Origin of the sequence: uncultured Brachyspira sp. (assembly GCF_910578695.1) — a bacterium.
GTDB lineage: Bacteria > Spirochaetota > Brachyspiria > Brachyspirales > Brachyspiraceae > Brachyspira.
In genome coordinates this window covers 91,244-108,465 of sequence record NZ_CAJTQJ010000003.1, presented here as the reverse complement: position 1 = coordinate 108,465, position 17,222 = coordinate 91,244, and the positions used below count along the sequence as shown (strand labels likewise).

Annotated in this window: 18 protein-coding genes; 4 read left to right on the top strand and 14 right to left on the bottom strand. The window is 30.9% G+C overall.

Features of this window, described 5'->3' with window-relative positions; translation table 11 throughout:
• Positions 1 to 9: 9 nt before the first annotated feature.
• From QZ288_RS01835 to QZ288_RS01770, 14 genes are all read right to left on the bottom strand, one after another.
• Complete coding sequence (locus QZ288_RS01835) at positions 10 to 1,119, bottom strand: hypothetical protein (protein ID WP_295154348.1); 1,110 nt, start codon at positions 1,117 to 1,119, stop codon at positions 10 to 12.
• Positions 1,120 to 1,230: 111 nt separating this feature from the next.
• On the bottom strand, positions 1,231 to 1,689 hold the full coding sequence (locus tag QZ288_RS01830) for a hypothetical protein (protein ID WP_295154346.1): 459 nt from the start codon (positions 1,687 to 1,689) through the stop codon (positions 1,231 to 1,233).
• Between the two features lie 81 nt (positions 1,690 to 1,770).
• Positions 1,771 to 2,679: a hypothetical protein gene (locus QZ288_RS01825; protein WP_295154344.1), complete on the bottom strand. Its 909-nt coding sequence runs from the start codon at positions 2,677 to 2,679 to the stop codon at positions 1,771 to 1,773.
• The gene (locus QZ288_RS01820) at positions 2,676 to 6,131 is read right to left on the bottom strand and encodes a phage tail tape measure protein (protein ID WP_295154343.1); all 3,456 of its coding nucleotides are present in this window, start codon (positions 6,129 to 6,131) and stop codon (positions 2,676 to 2,678) included. Before QZ288_RS01820 ends, QZ288_RS01825 begins: the two co-directional genes overlap by 4 nt.
• A 161-nt stretch (positions 6,132 to 6,292) precedes the next feature.
• Complete coding sequence (locus QZ288_RS01815; RefSeq protein WP_295154341.1) at positions 6,293 to 6,523, bottom strand: hypothetical protein; 231 nt, start codon at positions 6,521 to 6,523, stop codon at positions 6,293 to 6,295.
• Between the two features lie 23 nt (positions 6,524 to 6,546).
• Positions 6,547 to 6,891, bottom strand: a complete 345-nt coding sequence (locus QZ288_RS01810; protein WP_295154339.1) for a hypothetical protein — start codon at positions 6,889 to 6,891, stop codon at positions 6,547 to 6,549.
• A gap of 99 nt (positions 6,892 to 6,990) precedes the next feature.
• A complete protein-coding gene (locus QZ288_RS01805) occupies positions 6,991 to 8,085 on the bottom strand; it encodes a hypothetical protein (RefSeq protein WP_295154337.1) in 1,095 nt (364 codons plus the stop codon).
• 32 nt (positions 8,086 to 8,117) lie between these two features.
• Positions 8,118 to 8,489: a hypothetical protein gene (locus tag QZ288_RS01800; protein WP_295154335.1), complete on the bottom strand. Its 372-nt coding sequence runs from the start codon at positions 8,487 to 8,489 to the stop codon at positions 8,118 to 8,120.
• Positions 8,490 to 8,499: 10 nt separating this feature from the next.
• Positions 8,500 to 8,958, bottom strand: coding sequence for a hypothetical protein (locus QZ288_RS01795; protein ID WP_295154333.1), 459 nt, complete (start codon positions 8,956 to 8,958; stop codon positions 8,500 to 8,502).
• Between the two features lies 1 nt (position 8,959).
• Positions 8,960 to 9,307, bottom strand: coding sequence for a head-tail adaptor protein (locus QZ288_RS01790; RefSeq protein ID WP_295154331.1), 348 nt, complete (start codon positions 9,305 to 9,307; stop codon positions 8,960 to 8,962).
• Positions 9,304 to 9,690 (bottom strand): head-tail connector protein, encoded by a 387-nt coding sequence (locus QZ288_RS01785; RefSeq protein ID WP_295154330.1) that lies wholly within the window; start codon positions 9,688 to 9,690, stop codon positions 9,304 to 9,306. Before QZ288_RS01785 ends, QZ288_RS01790 begins: the two co-directional genes overlap by 4 nt.
• An 11-nt stretch (positions 9,691 to 9,701) precedes the next feature.
• A complete protein-coding gene (locus QZ288_RS01780; protein WP_295154328.1) occupies positions 9,702 to 10,985 on the bottom strand; it encodes a phage major capsid protein in 1,284 nt (427 codons plus the stop codon).
• Between the two features lie 33 nt (positions 10,986 to 11,018).
• Complete coding sequence (locus QZ288_RS01775) at positions 11,019 to 11,654, bottom strand: HK97 family phage prohead protease (RefSeq protein WP_295154326.1); 636 nt, start codon at positions 11,652 to 11,654, stop codon at positions 11,019 to 11,021.
• Positions 11,638 to 12,915 (bottom strand): phage portal protein, encoded by a 1,278-nt coding sequence (locus QZ288_RS01770; protein WP_295154324.1) that lies wholly within the window; start codon positions 12,913 to 12,915, stop codon positions 11,638 to 11,640. Before QZ288_RS01770 ends, QZ288_RS01775 begins: the two co-directional genes overlap by 17 nt.
• Before the next feature lie 202 nt (positions 12,916 to 13,117).
• Between QZ288_RS01770 and QZ288_RS01765 the strand changes: the two genes are divergently transcribed.
• The 4 genes from QZ288_RS01765 to QZ288_RS01750 all read left to right on the top strand — a co-directional run bounded on the left by QZ288_RS01765 (position 13,118) and on the right by QZ288_RS01750 (position 17,111).
• Complete coding sequence (locus QZ288_RS01765) at positions 13,118 to 14,074, top strand: hypothetical protein (RefSeq protein WP_295154322.1); 957 nt, start codon at positions 13,118 to 13,120, stop codon at positions 14,072 to 14,074.
• Positions 14,067 to 14,597, top strand: a complete 531-nt coding sequence (locus QZ288_RS01760; protein WP_295154320.1) for a hypothetical protein — start codon at positions 14,067 to 14,069, stop codon at positions 14,595 to 14,597. Before QZ288_RS01765 ends, QZ288_RS01760 begins: the two co-directional genes overlap by 8 nt.
• 145 nt (positions 14,598 to 14,742) lie before the next feature.
• The gene (locus tag QZ288_RS01755) at positions 14,743 to 15,252 is read left to right on the top strand and encodes a P27 family phage terminase small subunit (RefSeq protein WP_295154318.1); all 510 of its coding nucleotides are present in this window, start codon (positions 14,743 to 14,745) and stop codon (positions 15,250 to 15,252) included.
• A gap of 5 nt (positions 15,253 to 15,257) precedes the next feature.
• Positions 15,258 to 17,111: a terminase large subunit gene (locus QZ288_RS01750; RefSeq protein WP_295154316.1), complete on the top strand. Its 1,854-nt coding sequence runs from the start codon at positions 15,258 to 15,260 to the stop codon at positions 17,109 to 17,111.
• Positions 17,112 to 17,222 lie beyond the last annotated feature (111 nt).

Genomic DNA, 17,222 nt, shown 5'->3' with positions numbered 1-17,222 from the left:
ATAAACTCACTATTTCTGCATATATTCAATAACTGCTGAACCATTTTCTCCATTATTCATTCTTGTTGGATTACCATCCATATATCCGCTAACACCTCCAGCTCCTACAATAATTTTAATTTTATAAGAAACTCCTAACATATCTCTATTTATATCTACTATAGCAGCGGACCCAGAGCCGCCTCCTATAGAACCTTTGTTACCAATGTTATGGGCTATACCATCACCTCCGTTTCCGCCGCTTGCTAAACATTGGCTATTTAAAATACCGCCTCGACCAGGTGTCCCCTTATATCCATCTGAACCTTGATATAATTTACCTTGTCCGCTAGCTTGACCTGCTAATCCTGAACCTGTTGCTAATCCTGTCATTTTTCCGCAACCACCGCCGCCGCATGTTGTTATAGCTGCATCATTTATTAATACCTGAGAATTGCCTCCATTGGTAGCATTATGATACCCATTATCTCCTGTTTCTATTATGGTCATACCAGCACCACCACCGCCTGAAGTTATATGTACAGTTATGCTATTAACATCACTTGGAAAAGTAAACTCATGTGTACCAACGCCAAAGTTTACAGTTTTTCTTTTTAATGTTAATCCTTTCCTTTGAAAGTCATTAATATTCCAATATTTTTTCTCTACATAACCGCCTAAACTAGCATCATATTTCATTGACAATCTTAAATATTTCTCTATTATGATATTATTATCATTTTTTACATAAAATCCTCTATTTTCATAATCATAATTTGGAAAATCTTCATTTCCCTTACTGCTTCCTGATGCTATTTCTACTGTCAAATAATCATTATTACTATCTTCATTATCCCTATGAATAACAAGTTTTATATATCTTAAATCTCTATTGCTATCAGTTATATTATCAATTAATTTTATAATTTGATTTGTTTCAAATAATCTTCCTTCAAACTCACAAATACTACCTGCTAAAATATCTGGAAGTTCTCTGTCTGTATCATTCCAATGATTTAATTTTATGCCGTCGAAGGCCGTGTGAAGCATACGCATTTTTTGCATAATAATATTCTGCAGTCTATAGCTGTTTAGTAAATTGCTTGGATTTTCTTCTGGTTCTTTAATTAACTTAAACATTAATACACCTCATTATTATACATATCAAAATAATTTATTATTGCTATGCTCAAACTCGGCTATAATCATAAAGCAAATAAATTTGCTTTATGCCTCGTTCTCGCTTTATTTTTAATAAACTTCATTATTATACATATCAAAATAATCTATTTCATAATATCCATCGCCGAAGGCGGTTATTACTAATGGAATATATTTGCTTATTCCTTCATTGTTGATCAAATAAAAACCGCCTAATTCTTCATTATAATAACAGTCTAAACTGTTTACTATTTGTGCATCTAGGTTTCTTCCGTTATTAATTAATTTTAATAGAATGTATTTATTGCTGTCATTATTTGTATTGTCTTTTAATACTATATGCTTTTTAGCTTCATATATTGAATAGCAAAACATACATATAGAACCTTTTCTTATAAACGGCATACTGCTTTTATTAGAGAAATCTATTTTTATACCCTCGAATGCAGTATGCAGAAATCTTGTATGTTTTAATAATTCGTTCTGTCTTTTATATCCCTCTTCAATGCTAAGAGGTATGCAGGAAGGTTCATAAACGAGTTCAAACATATTATTTAATCCTTATTATTCATAAAAAATTGTTCGCTATAATATGTATGTCAAGTAAACTTGCCATACGCTCACAATTTTTTATTTTATTTCTCTAAATGTTAATTCTGTAGAATACTGATATAAATCATTTTTTAATTTTTTAAAATCTATTTTGTCATTAGTACATACATAGAGTCCAGATTTCATATAATATTTAGCTTTTGATATAGTATTATCTTTTACAATAGTTTTTGATTTAGCAGCGGTTGTTTTTTCTATTGTTTCTGTAATTATATTTGTTCTGCTTGCATATTTAGATAATCCGTATTTGCTTATATTATATCTTGCTGTTTCTATCTCCGAATTACCATTTTCTATAATCTCATCAGGACTTATTGTTTCTTCTATCCAAACTTGAAGAGCAAAAGGTTCAAAATTACTAATATCAAAAAAGTTTATTATTTTCTCTTTGTCATCATTAGTCAGATATGGAAAAGATACTTTCCAAGTATCATAGCTTTTAGCAGGAAGTTTTCTATGAAAATAATGACCTGTTAAAGAAAAATATTGATTATGAGTATAATTTATAGTATGCGTTTTTTGTTTATCGTGCGGAGGAAAATCTACTCCTTCACCTAGTATTAAATATCCGCATTCAAGTATATTACCATCTTTATTTTCTTTGATAAAAGTTATTTTTACTTTTATAAACTCTACAGCAGCTATATTATGAATAGCCTGTTTATTTATAATATTAATATCATATATTAAAGTATTGTTTTTTATATCAATTATTTCTAATCTTATTTTATCAGCATTAGTATTAAATACAGCTATTTCATTTATAATGCCGTTTCCTGATAGTGTTAAACTTCCTTCAGTTTCACTTGCAAACTTTCCAACTTCAAGAGTTTGATAATTAAACATATTAGAAATAGGAAAAAAATCATCTTCACTAGAGAAAGTATATTCAAAATTATTAAAAATATTATCCCATAATAGCCTCATAATATTCCCCTTTGTGATACTACCTTGACTCCACGTTTGCTTAAATTAAGCATTGTGCTTGCAACTATCTTGCCGTCAAGCATTAAATAAACAGGCTGATTGAAACTTGTTTCTGACTGTGTATTTACTTCATATATTCCATCATTATTTTTTGAAGCTTCAAAAATCTGGCTTCCTATTTTTGAAAGTATTCTGTCTTCAAGAGGTATAACCGCTTCATCGTTTGCTCCCTCTCCGATTACAGCATTAATTCCTCCGTTTCTCCTCTCGACAAGTCCTCCTCTTGCCAAGTATTTAGGTTCTTGCGGTTTAGCTTGGGATAATGTTGACAAGTTAACAGATCCAGCTGCTATAATTCCAAGCAAAGTTGCATAAGCAACTAAGTTGGCAGGGAAAGGAACTGCCATTGCTGAAGCTAAAGCATTTATGCCTGCTTGTGCTATAGATGCTGTTGCCTGAGCCAAAGACATTTTCCAGCTTTCCATTTGAGAATTATATTCAAGCCTCATCTTTTCATTATTGTAGTTTTTTTCTACTTCCATCTGCTTAGCTTTGGCTTCTTCTTCTATTTGTATTTTAGCTAGTTCTTTTTGTTTCTCTTCAAGCTCTGCTTTTATTCTCTCTTGTTCATAAAGTCCTAGAGCAACTTTTTGCCTATTTTGTAATTGCTTTATTTCTTTTAATAAACTCTGCTTTTGAGAGTTTTCCATTATTCCTATAGCTTCAAGTTTTGCTTTTTTTTCTTCTTCTATCGCTTCTAATGCCGCTTCTTTTCTTTCCTCATTTTTTTCTATTTCAAACTCTATAGCCTGTATTTTCATTTCTTGTATAGAAGAATAAAAATCACTTGTATAGCCGATTGTGTCATTAAGCATTTGAAGCCAATTAGCACTAAAATAGCTTGCGAGGCTTTGAGTAGGAGTTTTCCAAAGCTCTCCGAACTTCTCTTTTAATATTTCTACTTGTTCAGTTGTAAGTTCTAATTCATTCGTTATGCTTTCTATTCCGCTTCTTACTATTTCGCTTTTCTGTCCTTGCTGTTCGGCTTCACTTACTTTATCACCAAACTCCTCAGCAACTGCAACGCCTCTTTCATAAGCTGATATACTGTCTTCTATTTCTTTTACTAATTCAGAAAATCTATCAGTTTTTATACTGTCTAATGCGTATCCGTAATTATCACTTAAATACTTTATCTGATTAGTATTCAAGTTTAATGCTGTACTCATTTCTGTGAGTATAGCACCTACTTTATCTTTTTTAGCTTCAAGAGCTTCAGCATCACTGATTTCAGCACCCATATTACGAAGGTTGCCGACTCTTCTGTTTTCTTCTGCCTCTGCTTTTTTTAGTAAAGCTAAATAATCTTCATAACTTTTTGTTTTATCTTTAGTAGATTTAGATAAATTATTATTCGCTTCTATCTCTTTATCTGTTATACTAATGCCGTCTATTGAAAGAGCTTTTCTTTCTCTAATATTTGTATTTAATTTAGTAATCTCAGTATTTAATGCCTCCTGCTTAGACTTCCATTTCTCTACTTCCTTTCTAGCTTCTTCTAATTTATCAGCAGGAACTGCTCCAGCACCATCTAATACATTTAAATCCTGATAGATTCCTTTCTCAAAATATTCTTTTGCCTTATTATACTCTTCAGTTACTTTTTTATAATTTTCTGTTGCTCTAGCTAGTTTTTCAGCTTCATCTGAAGTCATAAAATCTTCATCTTTAGCTTTTCTAGCATCTATGACGCTGTAAGCATCAAGCATTTTTGTTTTTAAGTTTGGAAATAAAGAAGTAAGTTCTTCTGTTAATTCATTTAATCTTTTTGTTTCCTCTGCATCAAGATTTTTTGCTTTTGCTAAATTATTATATTCTCTAAATAGTAAAGCTATATTATCAGCTTCTCTATTTAATCCCATTAAATCAGATGTATCTGCAGTAGAATTATCATAAAGTTCTTTTTTTAATCTTCTTATTTCTTGTCCTGTTTTATAAGCGTTTACTGCTAATGCTGCAAGACCTGCACTAACTGCTGTAACAATTCCGATTGGTGTAGCAACCATTACTGTATTTAATGCTTTCCAAGCTGTGCTTAATCCTTGAATAGAACTTGCTGATGTCTTTAATGTAGATACCGCATTTTTAAAATCTGATATAGTTTTCTTAGCTTCGGTTAATCCTTTTCCAATTCCTACTATACCTTTTAATGCAGGACCGAAACCTGCTGCTAAAGAAACAAATCCTACACTTACAGCCTGCAAAGGTGCAGGCAAGTCGCTGAATGTTTTTATTAAAGATATAATAGTAAGAATCATTTTTTCAGCAATAGGAACTGCTTTATCTCTTATAACAGGAAGTAAATCTTCATTAACAACAGGAAGAAGGCTGTTTCCAAGCTCTATTACTAAAGCACTAAGTTCTGCTTTTATTTTTTCAAACTGTCTTGCTGGACCGTCATCTATTTTTTTGAATGCCTCAGCTGTAGCACCTGCTGAATTATTCATCTTATCCAAAGCATCTTTGAACTTACTAGCATTCTTTCCAGATAAAGCCAAAGCAGCATTTCCTGCCTCAACACTGCTGAACATACTAGAAACATCTTTTCCGCTTTCAGCAGCTTTTTCAGCAAGCATTTGCAGAGCTTCCTGAAGAGTACCGCCTTGTTCGATAAACTCTTTAAAGCTAGTTCCTGCTATTTCTCTAAATGTTTTATCTGTGGTGCTGCCTTCTTTATTAAGCTCTACTAGTGTCTGTCTAATTTGTGTTGTTGCAACAGAGGTAGGAGTACCCTGTGCAGTCATTACAGCGATACCAGCTCCTATTTCTTCAAACTGAACGCCTAACGCTGAAGCGGTAGGTATGACATTAAATAAAGATTTTGATAACTGAGTAAAATCTGTTTTTCCTAATTTTACAGTTTGAAACATTATGTCTGAAGCTCTATTAACATTAAGAACTTCTGTTCCATAAGCATTTGTAACTGAAGTAAGCCCATCAACTGAAGTTTCTAATTCAGCAACACCTGCAACTGAGGCTTCAGCTGCTGTTTTTAAGAACTCAAATACATTTTCACGTGGAACTCCTGCAGAAAGTGATTGATATAAAGCAGGTACTACTTCTTCAGGTACTTTTCCGATTTCTTTAGAAAAAGCCAAAGTTTCCTGCTTTAAAGATTCAAAACCTTCATTGCTTAATTTAGGAAGAAGCGTAAGAACTTCACGCATTCCATTATCAAAAGCAGCAGCTTTGTTAGTTGCTAATGCAAAAGCTGTTGTTCCTGCTGCTATTGGAACAGTTAGACTTTTAGTAGCTAAAGAACCGAACTTATCAAAAGATTTTCCTATCTTATCAAAACCTCTTTCTAAGTCGGTTGTTTTATCTTTAAGTTTTCCGAATGCTTCAATAGCTTGGGAAGCATCTGCATTAATATATACATTTAATTTACTCATTGTTGATATGCTCCTTCCAGCCTATAAATGCAAAGCAAGTGAACTTACTTTGCGGCTGTCAGTCGCTTTCCTTATTGCTAAACTCAAAAAAGTCTTTGAGAAAATCGATAATAAATTATCGATTTGGCTTTTTCTAGTTTTTTATTCCTTTTTTATTATTGCTAATTATTTACAGTAATAGTTTCGATTTCCCATAAGCCTTTCTTTTCTTTTCTTATAGTTTTATTTCCCTGCTTTATTTCAGTTGCATTATTATCTGCCTTTATTTCTTCTTGAACTTCGATTATGTAAGGCAAATTTAACGAAGCTGTATAATAGAGCAAAAGTCTTTGCAAACTCATCTCCATCATACAGTCTTCACTCCAGCCGTAACTATTAGCTAGATGTGCCAATAACTTTATTAGTTCTATTTTTGTTAATTTTCTTTTTTTTTATCCTCATTAGGAGCATCAATTCCTGCTTTGTAAAAGCCGTCCATTATCATTCTAAATATTTTTATAAGCTGATCATAATTAAAATCTTCTAATATATCTTCTCTGCAGGCATCTTTATATTGTCTTTGTATAAGAGGAATTACTATATCTTCTATCACAGTCTGTGCATCAAGAAAACCTTTCTCTGCTATAGACTGGCTATAATCATTTATTTTTAATGCCAAGCCCACAGGTATATCATTAACATTTATCTTGTATTTACCAAGTTTGGCATAAACTGCTTTTTTATTACTAAACTCTTCTAAATCTGTAATTACTATGTCCATTCTTATTATGTTCGCCTTGCCTAATGGAAGTGAACAAGTAAACTTATTCGCTGGCTTCGGCTCACCCCTCCTTTATATATTTCTTATTAATTATATTTTTTAATTAGCTGCTTGTATATTAATAGATATATCTTTAATAATATCTTCAGAACCTGCTTTTTTCGCTGTGATTTTTAATACAGCTGTACCTTCTGCCTTTCCTGTGATAGTGAAAGTTTTAGTTTCGGTTTCATAGCTCACATCAAAAAACTGTTGTTCTGGAGGCTCTACTGCATGTGTTATCTCATCAGCATTTGAAGTTAAAATAATAGTATCATTTCCATCTGCTCTTATATCTACATTTGGTTTGTCACTTTCCAAAGTTAAAGCTTCTGTTTCTGTATTTTCTTCATCATCATTTACAGACTGTTCATCTTCATACCATGCAAGCTGTTCTCCGCTTTGCTGACTGCCTGATGTAGTTGCTGTAAAGCTCAATTTTCCTATTAATACATCCTGTGCTTTATCTGAAGGGAAGCTAAACTCTAAGCCTCCTGCTATTGAAGCCTGAGGTAAGTATATTCTTAATTCTTTACCTTCAGCATTAGTATTAACTAACATAATGCATCTCGGTTTGATGGTCGAACTTTTTCCTCCTGTTGTCATGCGAACCATTTTAGGCATTGTTCTTGTATATGTAATAATTAAAGTATCTGTGCTAGGAGATATTTTATTGTCTGTAATTTTTATTCCGTTAGTTCCTATTTTTTCATAGCTTGTTTCTTCTATGAGAATATTTCCCATAGAGTTTTTCTTTTCTACTTTGATTATTGTTGCTTCGCTTCCGTCTGCATTCTTAAATGGAACTTTTATTTCTTCACCTCTTTTATATGTATCTGATTCTACCACATACTGTTTTGTAACTTCTGTTTTACCATCATATTCGTCTATATTATCAATACCGCCTCTTGCCATAGCATATTTAGCAAAGTTCACTTCCAAACTATCAAGTGAAACCTCCATTTTATGCTCTGTCTGTAGAGTAGCTACAGTTCCTGCATTGTCGCTTTCTATATCTGCTGTAGACATACTTTCTTTTATACTAACATTGCGTCCTGCTCCTATGTCTACAAGTTTATCAAATCTATCTCCAATTAAAACCTTAGAGCTTCCGTATCTTACTGTTTTTTTATTTTGAACGCTTGTTTGACTCATAATATCTCCTTATTATTGTTATCTCTTTTATATTAATATTTATATAATATTTCTATTATTGTTATTGTTTGATATGCATTTTCAATACGATTATGACTTTCATTGCTTATATCACAGCCGCATATCTCAATATTATCTATCTTTCTTTTCAAACTATTAAAAAACTTTCCTATTTTCTTTTGAAGACTTAATGCATGTTCTAAACATGCAGAATAAACACTAACTTGATAAATATCTCTTGAATATTCAAAATCATATTTAGGATTTGAACTTTGAAGAGAATAAACTATATAGCTTTTATCACTATCTATACTGCTGTCTTCAACAAAGTCTAAATAAACGCCTCCTATTTTTTCATCTTCTTTGGTAAGGCTTTTTAATAATTGATAAATTACTCTATGCATACTATAAACTCTATTTATTATTAGCTTTTTGTATTACTATATTCAAAGCACTTTTAACAGCCTCATCTATATTATTTCTATTTGATTCAAACAAAGGTATTAACAAAGGCTCTTCATTTTTATATTTATTTCCGTATTCATTAAAAAAAGCATAATACCTATCGCCTTGCTCTTTATACCATTTTATTTTATTCTTCTGAGGTGCTGTGCCTGTTTTTCCTCTGATTGTAGTAATCTTAACATTGCTTTCAGTATTGCTCTTTTTATTTGCTCTTGTTTCTTTTACTGTAAAATATTTATCAAAAGTCCAGCCCCTTGCTTTTGCTTGTGCATTGGCTTCTTTTGCTATTCTTCTCGCTTCTTTTAACGAGGCTTTTTTTACTTCATTCTTGAAATCAATGCCTAATTCTTCTAAAGTTTTTCTGAACTCATCAAGTCCTTCTATACTTATTTTATTTTTTTCTGACATATTACTCTTTAGTTTTTTTATTATTTACCAATTTTTTTATTGTAAATATGCATTCTGTATTTTTATATGAAACATTCTCTCTATAAATCACTTCATAAATATCAGTTTCACGGTTTATTTTGGCCATCATTCCTTTAGTATCAAACTCTTTGAAATAATGAGTATGTACTTTTAATGTTCTTTCTAAATCTTTTCTTTTGCCTTCCTGTATATCTTTATATGTTATATCTTCAATGGAACATTTAACTTTTCTTAATTCTTTTAATTGAGTTTTTCCTGTTCCGTTTCCATTATCTATGTATTGACTGACATAAAAAGTTATAGTATGAATTAATTTTCCAACTTTCATAAAGTGAACTTTTCCCTAGCAATAGCCAATAATCTATGTACACCTTCCAAAGCTACTTTTTCACTTTGACTGGCTTCTCCTGTTTTGCTTTCAAAATAATGAGCAGCAAGTCCAAGAATTGCATACTTAACTTCAGCAGGGCAATCAATTCTTTTGTATTCTGTTTCATTAACTTTATTACAATAGCCGATTGCACTGTCTAAAGTCAACTGAAGTATATCATCATCATAGTCAATGCCTTCTAAGTTTAGAAACTTTTTGAACTCTGACAAAGTAACTACTCTGTCATCATCTTGCGACAGCATACCTTCGGTACCTGTTTCGACTACATTAGCAACATCAATGTCTATAGTGTTATCAATATCTTCAGTCTTGCTACTCATATATAAAAGCCTTAAGCTGCATACGCTTGATCATTTGGTAATAATCTTACAAAAGCCTCTTTTTTAATAGGTGCACCATCTCCCCAATATCCTACTTGGAATCCCACTTGATTTGTTTTACTATATAGTTCATGCAGAACTTGAAGCTCCATAGATAAACTATCCATTACCCAATAATAATTTAAGTTTGCTAAGAAGCCAAAATATTTTGTAGCTTCCAGCTTATCTTCTATAAAGTCATTTTGTACAACAGGTATTCCAAGAAGAGTGCTAGGCTGTCCTGCCAAAAGACTTTCCTGCCAAATAGGGCGATCTTGTTTGTCTTTTAATTTTCTTAATGCTGCAACAGCTTTTCTATTAATCATCCATACAGCTCCGCTTTGGTATCCGCTTTTTAATAGGCTTACTGCATCTACTAATCCGTCATAAGTTATGGCAGCACTTGCAGTTCCAACCTTTATATCTCTATCAGTTGGAATAGCAGCTGCATTATCTGAAGTCTGGGCGAATATACCCAAAGGTTTTTCTGTACCATTACCATACAAATAATTATATTCTAAAGTAGCAGATAATTTATATGTTATTCTCTCCTTTACAAAAGCCTGAATATCTATATTGCTTTGCATTATTAATCTTTTACTAAGTTTAACTAACTTAGTAAGTTGATTAGATTTCATTTCCCTTTTGCCGAAAGCCATATCTTCATCTTCTTCAACTTCCGCTATTTCAGAAGTCCATACTAGGTTATTTACATCACTATCAAGTGTAGGTATTCCTATGCTTGAATATCCGTTCATAGCAGGAATTATATTTGCTCTTTTTCTTATTTGTACTGCATTATCAAGATCTTTTATAATTTCTTTTACTAGATATTGAGGTGCTATAGTATATCCGCCTTTTTCTGCAACCCCTGCCTGAAGTGTTTCTCTTATCTCCTTATTGTTCCCTGTTCTAAACCATCTAGTAACTTTAGCTCTTAATTCAGCTTCGTTATCATCAGAAGATGCATTATCTAAATTATCAGCTATATTTCTTTTATTCATAGAAGAATTAGTTTGAAGCGATAGAAGTCTGTCATATCTTTCTATCTCTTTGTTTCTATTTTCTACAACCTGCATTAAAGTATCTATATCATTGTCTAACTTTGATATATCATCTTTTTTAATTTCTCTCTCTTCTATACTCATAGAAGAATATGCATTCCTTTTTTGCATAAGTTCATCAAGGTTTGTTAAAGATAAATTATTTTCATTTTTTAGTTTTTCTATTAAAGCTCTTAATTCTTCTGGTGTCATAATTTTATACTCCTTATTATTGTGTTGTTCTTATTATTTATTTTTTATTTTTAGATATTTTATTTTTTGCTCATATTCATTAGTTCTATCTTCAAAATAATCATTTATAACAGATTTTTTAGGCGGTGTAGGTATATATGCATCTTCATTTTTATCTCTAACATTTGTTTCAGGGTAAGCTGGAAATGTTACTAATGAGATTTCATGCAAAGTAATTTCTTCTACTTCACGAATAGGCATTCCGTATTCTTTTAATGTATCTTTATTGTCAATCCAATTTTCTCTTACTACTTTGAAGCCGAAAGACATTTGCTTTATATCGCCTCTGTCCACACTTTCTTTTAAATCTCTTGCCCAAGTAGTGTTTGGCAAAAAAACTTCAAAATATAAACCCTTATCATCTTCTCTTAAAATCAATGTTCCCGCACTTTTTCTGCCAAGTACATATCTTGTATCATGTCCCCAAAGACATACTTGGTCATCTTTTAATAATGATTTAGTGAAAGCACCTCTATTTATACGCTCTCTAAATAAATCACCATAAAGAGGCTCACTTAAAGAATTACATACAATAGCATAGCCTCTTAATTTAAGAGGTTCACCTTCGGTGTCTGTGCTTTTTTGAATATCAATATCTATACTTCTAATTTCATTATTCTTCACTGGCATTTTTATTTTCCTCTTCTAATTTTTTATTTTCATCATTATTATTTATATTAAAGTTTTGATTGTCTTCAGTTTCTTCGTATACAGTTTTTATTGGTCTTATTTGCTGAGAAACGAAATACTCATCTCCGTATTCATCATCTACTTCGTTAAGGTTTTCTTGACTTCTCCATTCATTTCTAGTAAAAACCCCATTATTTAATTTAATTTGATTTGCTTGCTGTCTTGTAAGAGTATCGCCTCTCAAAAGACCATCCAAATTAAACTCTATATTATATTTTTTTCTTTCTAATCCGCTTAATAAATGTCCATTCAGTGCTTTTTCTATACGAACGCACCACGGTCTTATGGTGTGCGTTACAAACTCTATACTTTGATGTTCTATATTATTATTTGTACTTCTGCTTAAATCCCCAATTAGATGAGGAGGTACACGGAACACTCGGCATATTTCTTCTACCGAAAATCTTCTGCTTTCTAAAAACTGAGCATCTGACAAGTTCATTGTTATAGGGTCTATTTTCATTCCTTCTTCAAGGACAACGATGCCTTTTTCCCATGCCTCTCTGAAACTTTCTTTTAAGTTCTTTTTAGCATCTGCACTTAATTTCTCTGGATGTGAAATAATTGGAACTTTTTTTACACCATTAGAAAAGAAATCTAATGCGAAATTGTCCTGATAAAGTCCTGTAGTTATTTGCTTACGCATCATAGCTATCGGACTGTATCCTATTACTCCGTTCCATCCAAGCCCTGCTATATGCATAACTTGTAATTGAGATAAAGTGATTATTTTTCCATCATCAGAATATTCAAACATTTTATTGCCGTTTGAATCTCTATACACTTTAATTTTATTAGAATCTATTAAATAAAGTTCTGTTACTCTATTAAAATTGTCTCTTACTACTTCTACAAAACCATTGCCTTGCAAAAGTATTTGAGTGATTAGACTTTCTATAAATGATACTGATGTGCATTCTTCATTAGGTGAGTCATGTAATAATCTATATAAAGAATGGTCTTTAGCTTTTATTTTATTATTGCCATTTACCTTATATACAAAAAGAGGTAAGGTTGCTATTGTTTCAGCTATAACTCTCACGCATGCAAATACTGTAGAGAAAGTTAAAGCTGTATTCGGATTGACTGCTGATAAAGTTTTATCATTTTGAATAGACAAAAAGTTATTACTATCAATATGACTGAAATCAGGAAACAGCCACTTTTTTATATAATTCCCTATATTTTTTATTACAGACATATAATATATAAAAAAATATAAGGAAATATAAGTTTTATATTGTTATTTTATTACAAGAACTTAAAGTCCCACTGTGTGCCTTTATTTTTACTTATTACGGTATTTATATATACTGTATTTTTAGTTTTTTATTATTGATTTTTTATCTTTTTAAGATAGAATATAATATATGTCGATATTATTATGTAGAGGGAAAAATTTGATGTTATATAAATATTTTGAAGAGAATAAGAATAATATTATTGCCAAAAGAAATAAAATATGGATTAAAAATAGAATATTTCCTAAATGGATAAATCCAGAAGAAATAGATTTGGAGCAATTTTTTACAAAAGAAGATACTGCTAAATATTGCTACAATAATCTATTATCTTTTTTAGACAAAGAAAAAATAGATATATCAAACTATACTTTTGTTGAACCTTCAGCTGGTAATGGTGCTTTTTTTAATTTATTAGATTCAAAAAATAAAATAGGATTGGATTTAATGCCTTTATCTGATGGTATATTAGAACAAGATTTTTTACTATGGTCGCCTGATGATTTAAATAGAAAGTATATATTTATAGGCAATCCTCCATTTGGTTACAGGGCTTGGCTTGCTTTAGCTTTTATGAACTCAGCAGCACAATATGCTGATTATATAGGATTTATATTGCCTATGTCATTTCAGAGTGATGGAAAAGGTTCTCCAAAAAATAGAGTAAACAATATGAAGTTAGTACATTCTGAAATACTTCCAAATGATAGTTTTTATAGATTAGATAATAAAAAAATTACTGTGAATGCTTTATGGCAAATATGGAAAAAAGGGAATAGTGATTTAGAAGAAAAGAAGTCTTGTGATGATTGGGTAGATATATTTACTGTTGATACTAGAAAAGAAAGAACTTGCGGAATAGAAAAGATGAATAATGCTGATTTTTTTCTTCAAAGAACATATTATACACAACAGCCTAAATTAGTAAAAGATTTTTCAGAAGTAAAATATGTATGCGGATATGGTATTATAATAAAAAAATCTAAAAGAAAAGTTGAAAATATATTAAATAGTATAAATTGGAATGATTACAGTAATTTGGCAACGCATAATTGCAGACATATAAGTATGTATCATATAGAAAAAGCCTTAATAGATAGGGGAATTGTTAATGCCTGATAGTATTTATAGTGAATTATTTTTACATATTTTAGAAAAATATCATAATCATTCTAAATGGGATAATGCAGAATTTAAAAAAATAAAAACACTTTCTAATACAGGTGTAGGAAGTGTTGGTCAGGATTTTATTCATGAATTATGTAATAAATTAAATATTAATTCTAAACTTTCTAAAAAGTCTACAGATGTAAGAGATAAAAATGCATATGATATAGAAATAGAAAATATTGATTTTGAGATAAAAACTGCAACTGAAGATACAAATTTTAATTTTCAATTTAACCATATAAGATACCATAGAAAATATGAGGCCATAATTTGTTTAGGTGTCTCTCCAAATGATTTATATTTTAATATATGGTCTAAGTCTGATATTTTAACAGGTAAGGCAGGTAATTTAGTTAGTATGGAAAAAGGAGCAAATGCTTCTTATAAACTTACAAAATCTAAAAAATCATTATATAAAATAAATGAATTTGAAAATATATTATTAAGTTTTATCAATAATTTCAAGAAATAATTTCCAATAACAACTTTCCTAACCAGACGACTGTCTGCCTATATCGAAAAAGCTCCTGAATTATTTTTTTTCTTATAGTTATAAAATATTATATTACTTATTATTAATATATATTTTTAACTAAAATATACTATTAGGAGTATAAATGCCCGATAAAGCTAAAAAAGCCCCTGCCAACGCCAAGGCGGACTTCGTCGGCACACCTGCGGTGAAAAACGCCCACACCAAAGGTGCACCTGCGGTGAATAAGCCAAAAAAAGCCGTTATAATACCAAATCCTGCTAAAAGCATGCCTACGGCACCAGAATATTTTTGTGGGTATTCTTTAAAAAAATGGAAAGAACTTGCTCCTATTTTTGCTGAAAAAAATATGCTTGGAGATGCCGATTTATCAGCATTTGAACTTTTATGTCTGCATTATGGTGATGCTATGAATCTTTATGAAGCTATGATTAATGAAGGCGGTTCTATAGCTGGATATTTAGCAGGTAAAAACTCTCAAACAATGGGCGAATATTTAGCATATCATAAAGCTATAACAGCATATACTAAAATGCTTACCGAGTTCGGTTTAACTCCTGCTTCTAAAAAGAAAGTTCCAACACCTGAAGTTATAGAAGAGGATGATCCGCTTGAAAAAATGATAAATGGTTAAATATAATGTATAACTATGAAGAATATATTAATAAGGTTATAAATAAAGAATTACCAGTCTGTCAAGCTGCTTTTTTATCTGTGAAAAGGCATTTGGACGATATAGAAAAATCAAAAAATAATGATTATCCTTTTTATTTTGATGATAACGAAGCTAAACGTCCTATTACTTTTATTCAATCTTTAGTACATACAAAAGGAGAATGGGCAAATCATAATATTATATTAGAGGCTTGGGAACAGTTTATAATAGCAAGCATATTCGGATGGAGGAGAAAGGAAAATAAACTCAGACGTTACAAAAAAGCATACGTTCAAGTGAGCAGGAAAAATGGAAAAACTACTTTTGCATCTGGCATTGGTAATTATTGTTTTTTCTGCGACAGTCCTGCAGAGGCTGGTGTCGAAATATATTATATAGCTACTAAAAAAGATCAAGCGAAAATTGCGTGGAGTGAAAGCGAAAGGCAGATAAGAAAAGCAAAAGCTCTTAATAAAGAAGCGATTACATATAAACAAACTTCTACAATTACAAAGAAAAAAGATACTGCCTCAAAATCAAAACCATTAGGACAGGACAGCAACACTGAAGACGGATTAAATCCGCATTTGGTTATAGTAGATGAGTACCATGCACATCCTGATAATGAATTATTAAATGTTCTTGAGTCAGGAATGGGAGCTAGAAGGCAGCCTCTTATATTTATAATTACTACTGCTGGATTTGATAAATCTTCAGTATGTTTTTCTGAATATGAATATGCAAAGCAAGTATTACAAGGTTCATTAAATAATGATGAGTATTTTACTATAATATATGAGCCTGATGACATCAATGATATTTGGGTATTTATGTCTGAATATAAAGAAAAATTAAATAAATTAAATAAAGCGGAAAGCCGAGTGCCTGCCGATTCAAAAGAATCGGCAGGAGCTTATAACGAGGCTGTACGCTTGAAACTAATGGAAGCTATTTCAAAGCAGGAAGAATTAATAAATAAAATTATTTTTCAAGCTAATCCTAATATAAATATTTCTGTAAAAGATAGTTACCTAAAATCTAGGCTTTTGGAAGGACTGGATAAGCCTATTCAGCGAACTGATATACTTACAAAGAACTTGAATGTTTGGACACAGGCGAGTGAAGTTTGGATTTCTTCTGACAGGTGGCTTAAATCTTATTTACATCAAAATATAAATATAAATGAATTAAAAGGCAGAAAAGCCTGCATAGGTTTGGATTTAGCAACAACAAGAGATATAGCGGCCTATGTTTTATGTTTTGATTCTATTGATAATGGTCCATATATACTTCTGCCTCGCTTCTTTATGCCTAAAGAAAATATAAGGCAGCGTTCTAAAGAGGACAGAGTACCTTATGAATTATGGGCTTCTCAAGGTTTAATTACTTTAACAAGCGGTGATATAATAGATTTTGATGTTATAGAATCTTCAATATTGCAAGATGCCAAAGACTTTGAAATTATAGAAATAGCTTATGACCCTTGGAAAGCTATTGAAATAGTTACACATCTAAAAAATGAAGGATTTAAAATGACCGAGGTAAGACAATCTTTTGCTGTCGGTGGCTTATCTGAAGGTACTTCTTTATTTGAAAAAACAATAGATGAACACAAACTTCTGCATGGTAATAATCCTGCTCTTAATTGGATGATAAGCTGCTGTGAAGTAAAAACTGACGGTAGAGATAATTATCTTCCTACTAAGCCTGACAGAAGAAGATCATATAAAAGAATAGATGGTGTTGTAGCTTCTATTATGGCTCTTCATAGAGTGATTAAAAATCATTTTGAAGATACGAAAAGTATTTATGAAAGTGAAGGTGTATTTACTTTATAATCTGGATACTTTATATATACTGTTGCATTATATTCTATTATATCTGCATATAGATTATCATTATTTAATAATTTCCTTATTTCTTTTGTAGTATCTTCATTATTGTTTTTT

Coding starts and splice junctions, on each gene's coding strand:
- QZ288_RS01835 (WP_295154348.1), bottom strand. CDS start 1,119: ATGTTTAAGTTAATTAAAGAACCAGAAGAAAATCCAAGCAATTTACTA.
- QZ288_RS01830 (WP_295154346.1), bottom strand. CDS start 1,689: ATGTTTGAACTCGTTTATGAACCTTCCTGCATACCTCTTAGCATTGAA.
- QZ288_RS01825 (WP_295154344.1), bottom strand. CDS start 2,679: ATGAGGCTATTATGGGATAATATTTTTAATAATTTTGAATATACTTTC.
- QZ288_RS01820 (WP_295154343.1), bottom strand. CDS start 6,131: ATGAGTAAATTAAATGTATATATTAATGCAGATGCTTCCCAAGCTATT.
- QZ288_RS01810 (WP_295154339.1), bottom strand. CDS start 6,891: ATGGACATAGTAATTACAGATTTAGAAGAGTTTAGTAATAAAAAAGCA.
- QZ288_RS01805 (WP_295154337.1), bottom strand. CDS start 8,085: ATGAGTCAAACAAGCGTTCAAAATAAAAAAACAGTAAGATACGGAAGC.
- QZ288_RS01800 (WP_295154335.1), bottom strand. CDS start 8,489: ATGCATAGAGTAATTTATCAATTATTAAAAAGCCTTACCAAAGAAGAT.
- QZ288_RS01795 (WP_295154333.1), bottom strand. CDS start 8,958: ATGTCAGAAAAAAATAAAATAAGTATAGAAGGACTTGATGAGTTCAGA.
- QZ288_RS01790 (WP_295154331.1), bottom strand. CDS start 9,307: ATGAAAGTTGGAAAATTAATTCATACTATAACTTTTTATGTCAGTCAA.
- QZ288_RS01785 (WP_295154330.1), bottom strand. CDS start 9,690: ATGAGTAGCAAGACTGAAGATATTGATAACACTATAGACATTGATGTT.
- QZ288_RS01780 (WP_295154328.1), bottom strand. CDS start 10,985: ATGACACCAGAAGAATTAAGAGCTTTAATAGAAAAACTAAAAAATGAA.
- QZ288_RS01775 (WP_295154326.1), bottom strand. CDS start 11,654: ATGCCAGTGAAGAATAATGAAATTAGAAGTATAGATATTGATATTCAA.
- QZ288_RS01770 (WP_295154324.1), bottom strand. CDS start 12,915: ATGTCTGTAATAAAAAATATAGGGAATTATATAAAAAAGTGGCTGTTT.
- QZ288_RS01765 (WP_295154322.1), top strand. CDS start 13,118: ATGTTATATAAATATTTTGAAGAGAATAAGAATAATATTATTGCCAAA.
- QZ288_RS01760 (WP_295154320.1), top strand. CDS start 14,067: ATGCCTGATAGTATTTATAGTGAATTATTTTTACATATTTTAGAAAAA.
- QZ288_RS01755 (WP_295154318.1), top strand. CDS start 14,743: ATGCCCGATAAAGCTAAAAAAGCCCCTGCCAACGCCAAGGCGGACTTC.
- QZ288_RS01750 (WP_295154316.1), top strand. CDS start 15,258: ATGTATAACTATGAAGAATATATTAATAAGGTTATAAATAAAGAATTA.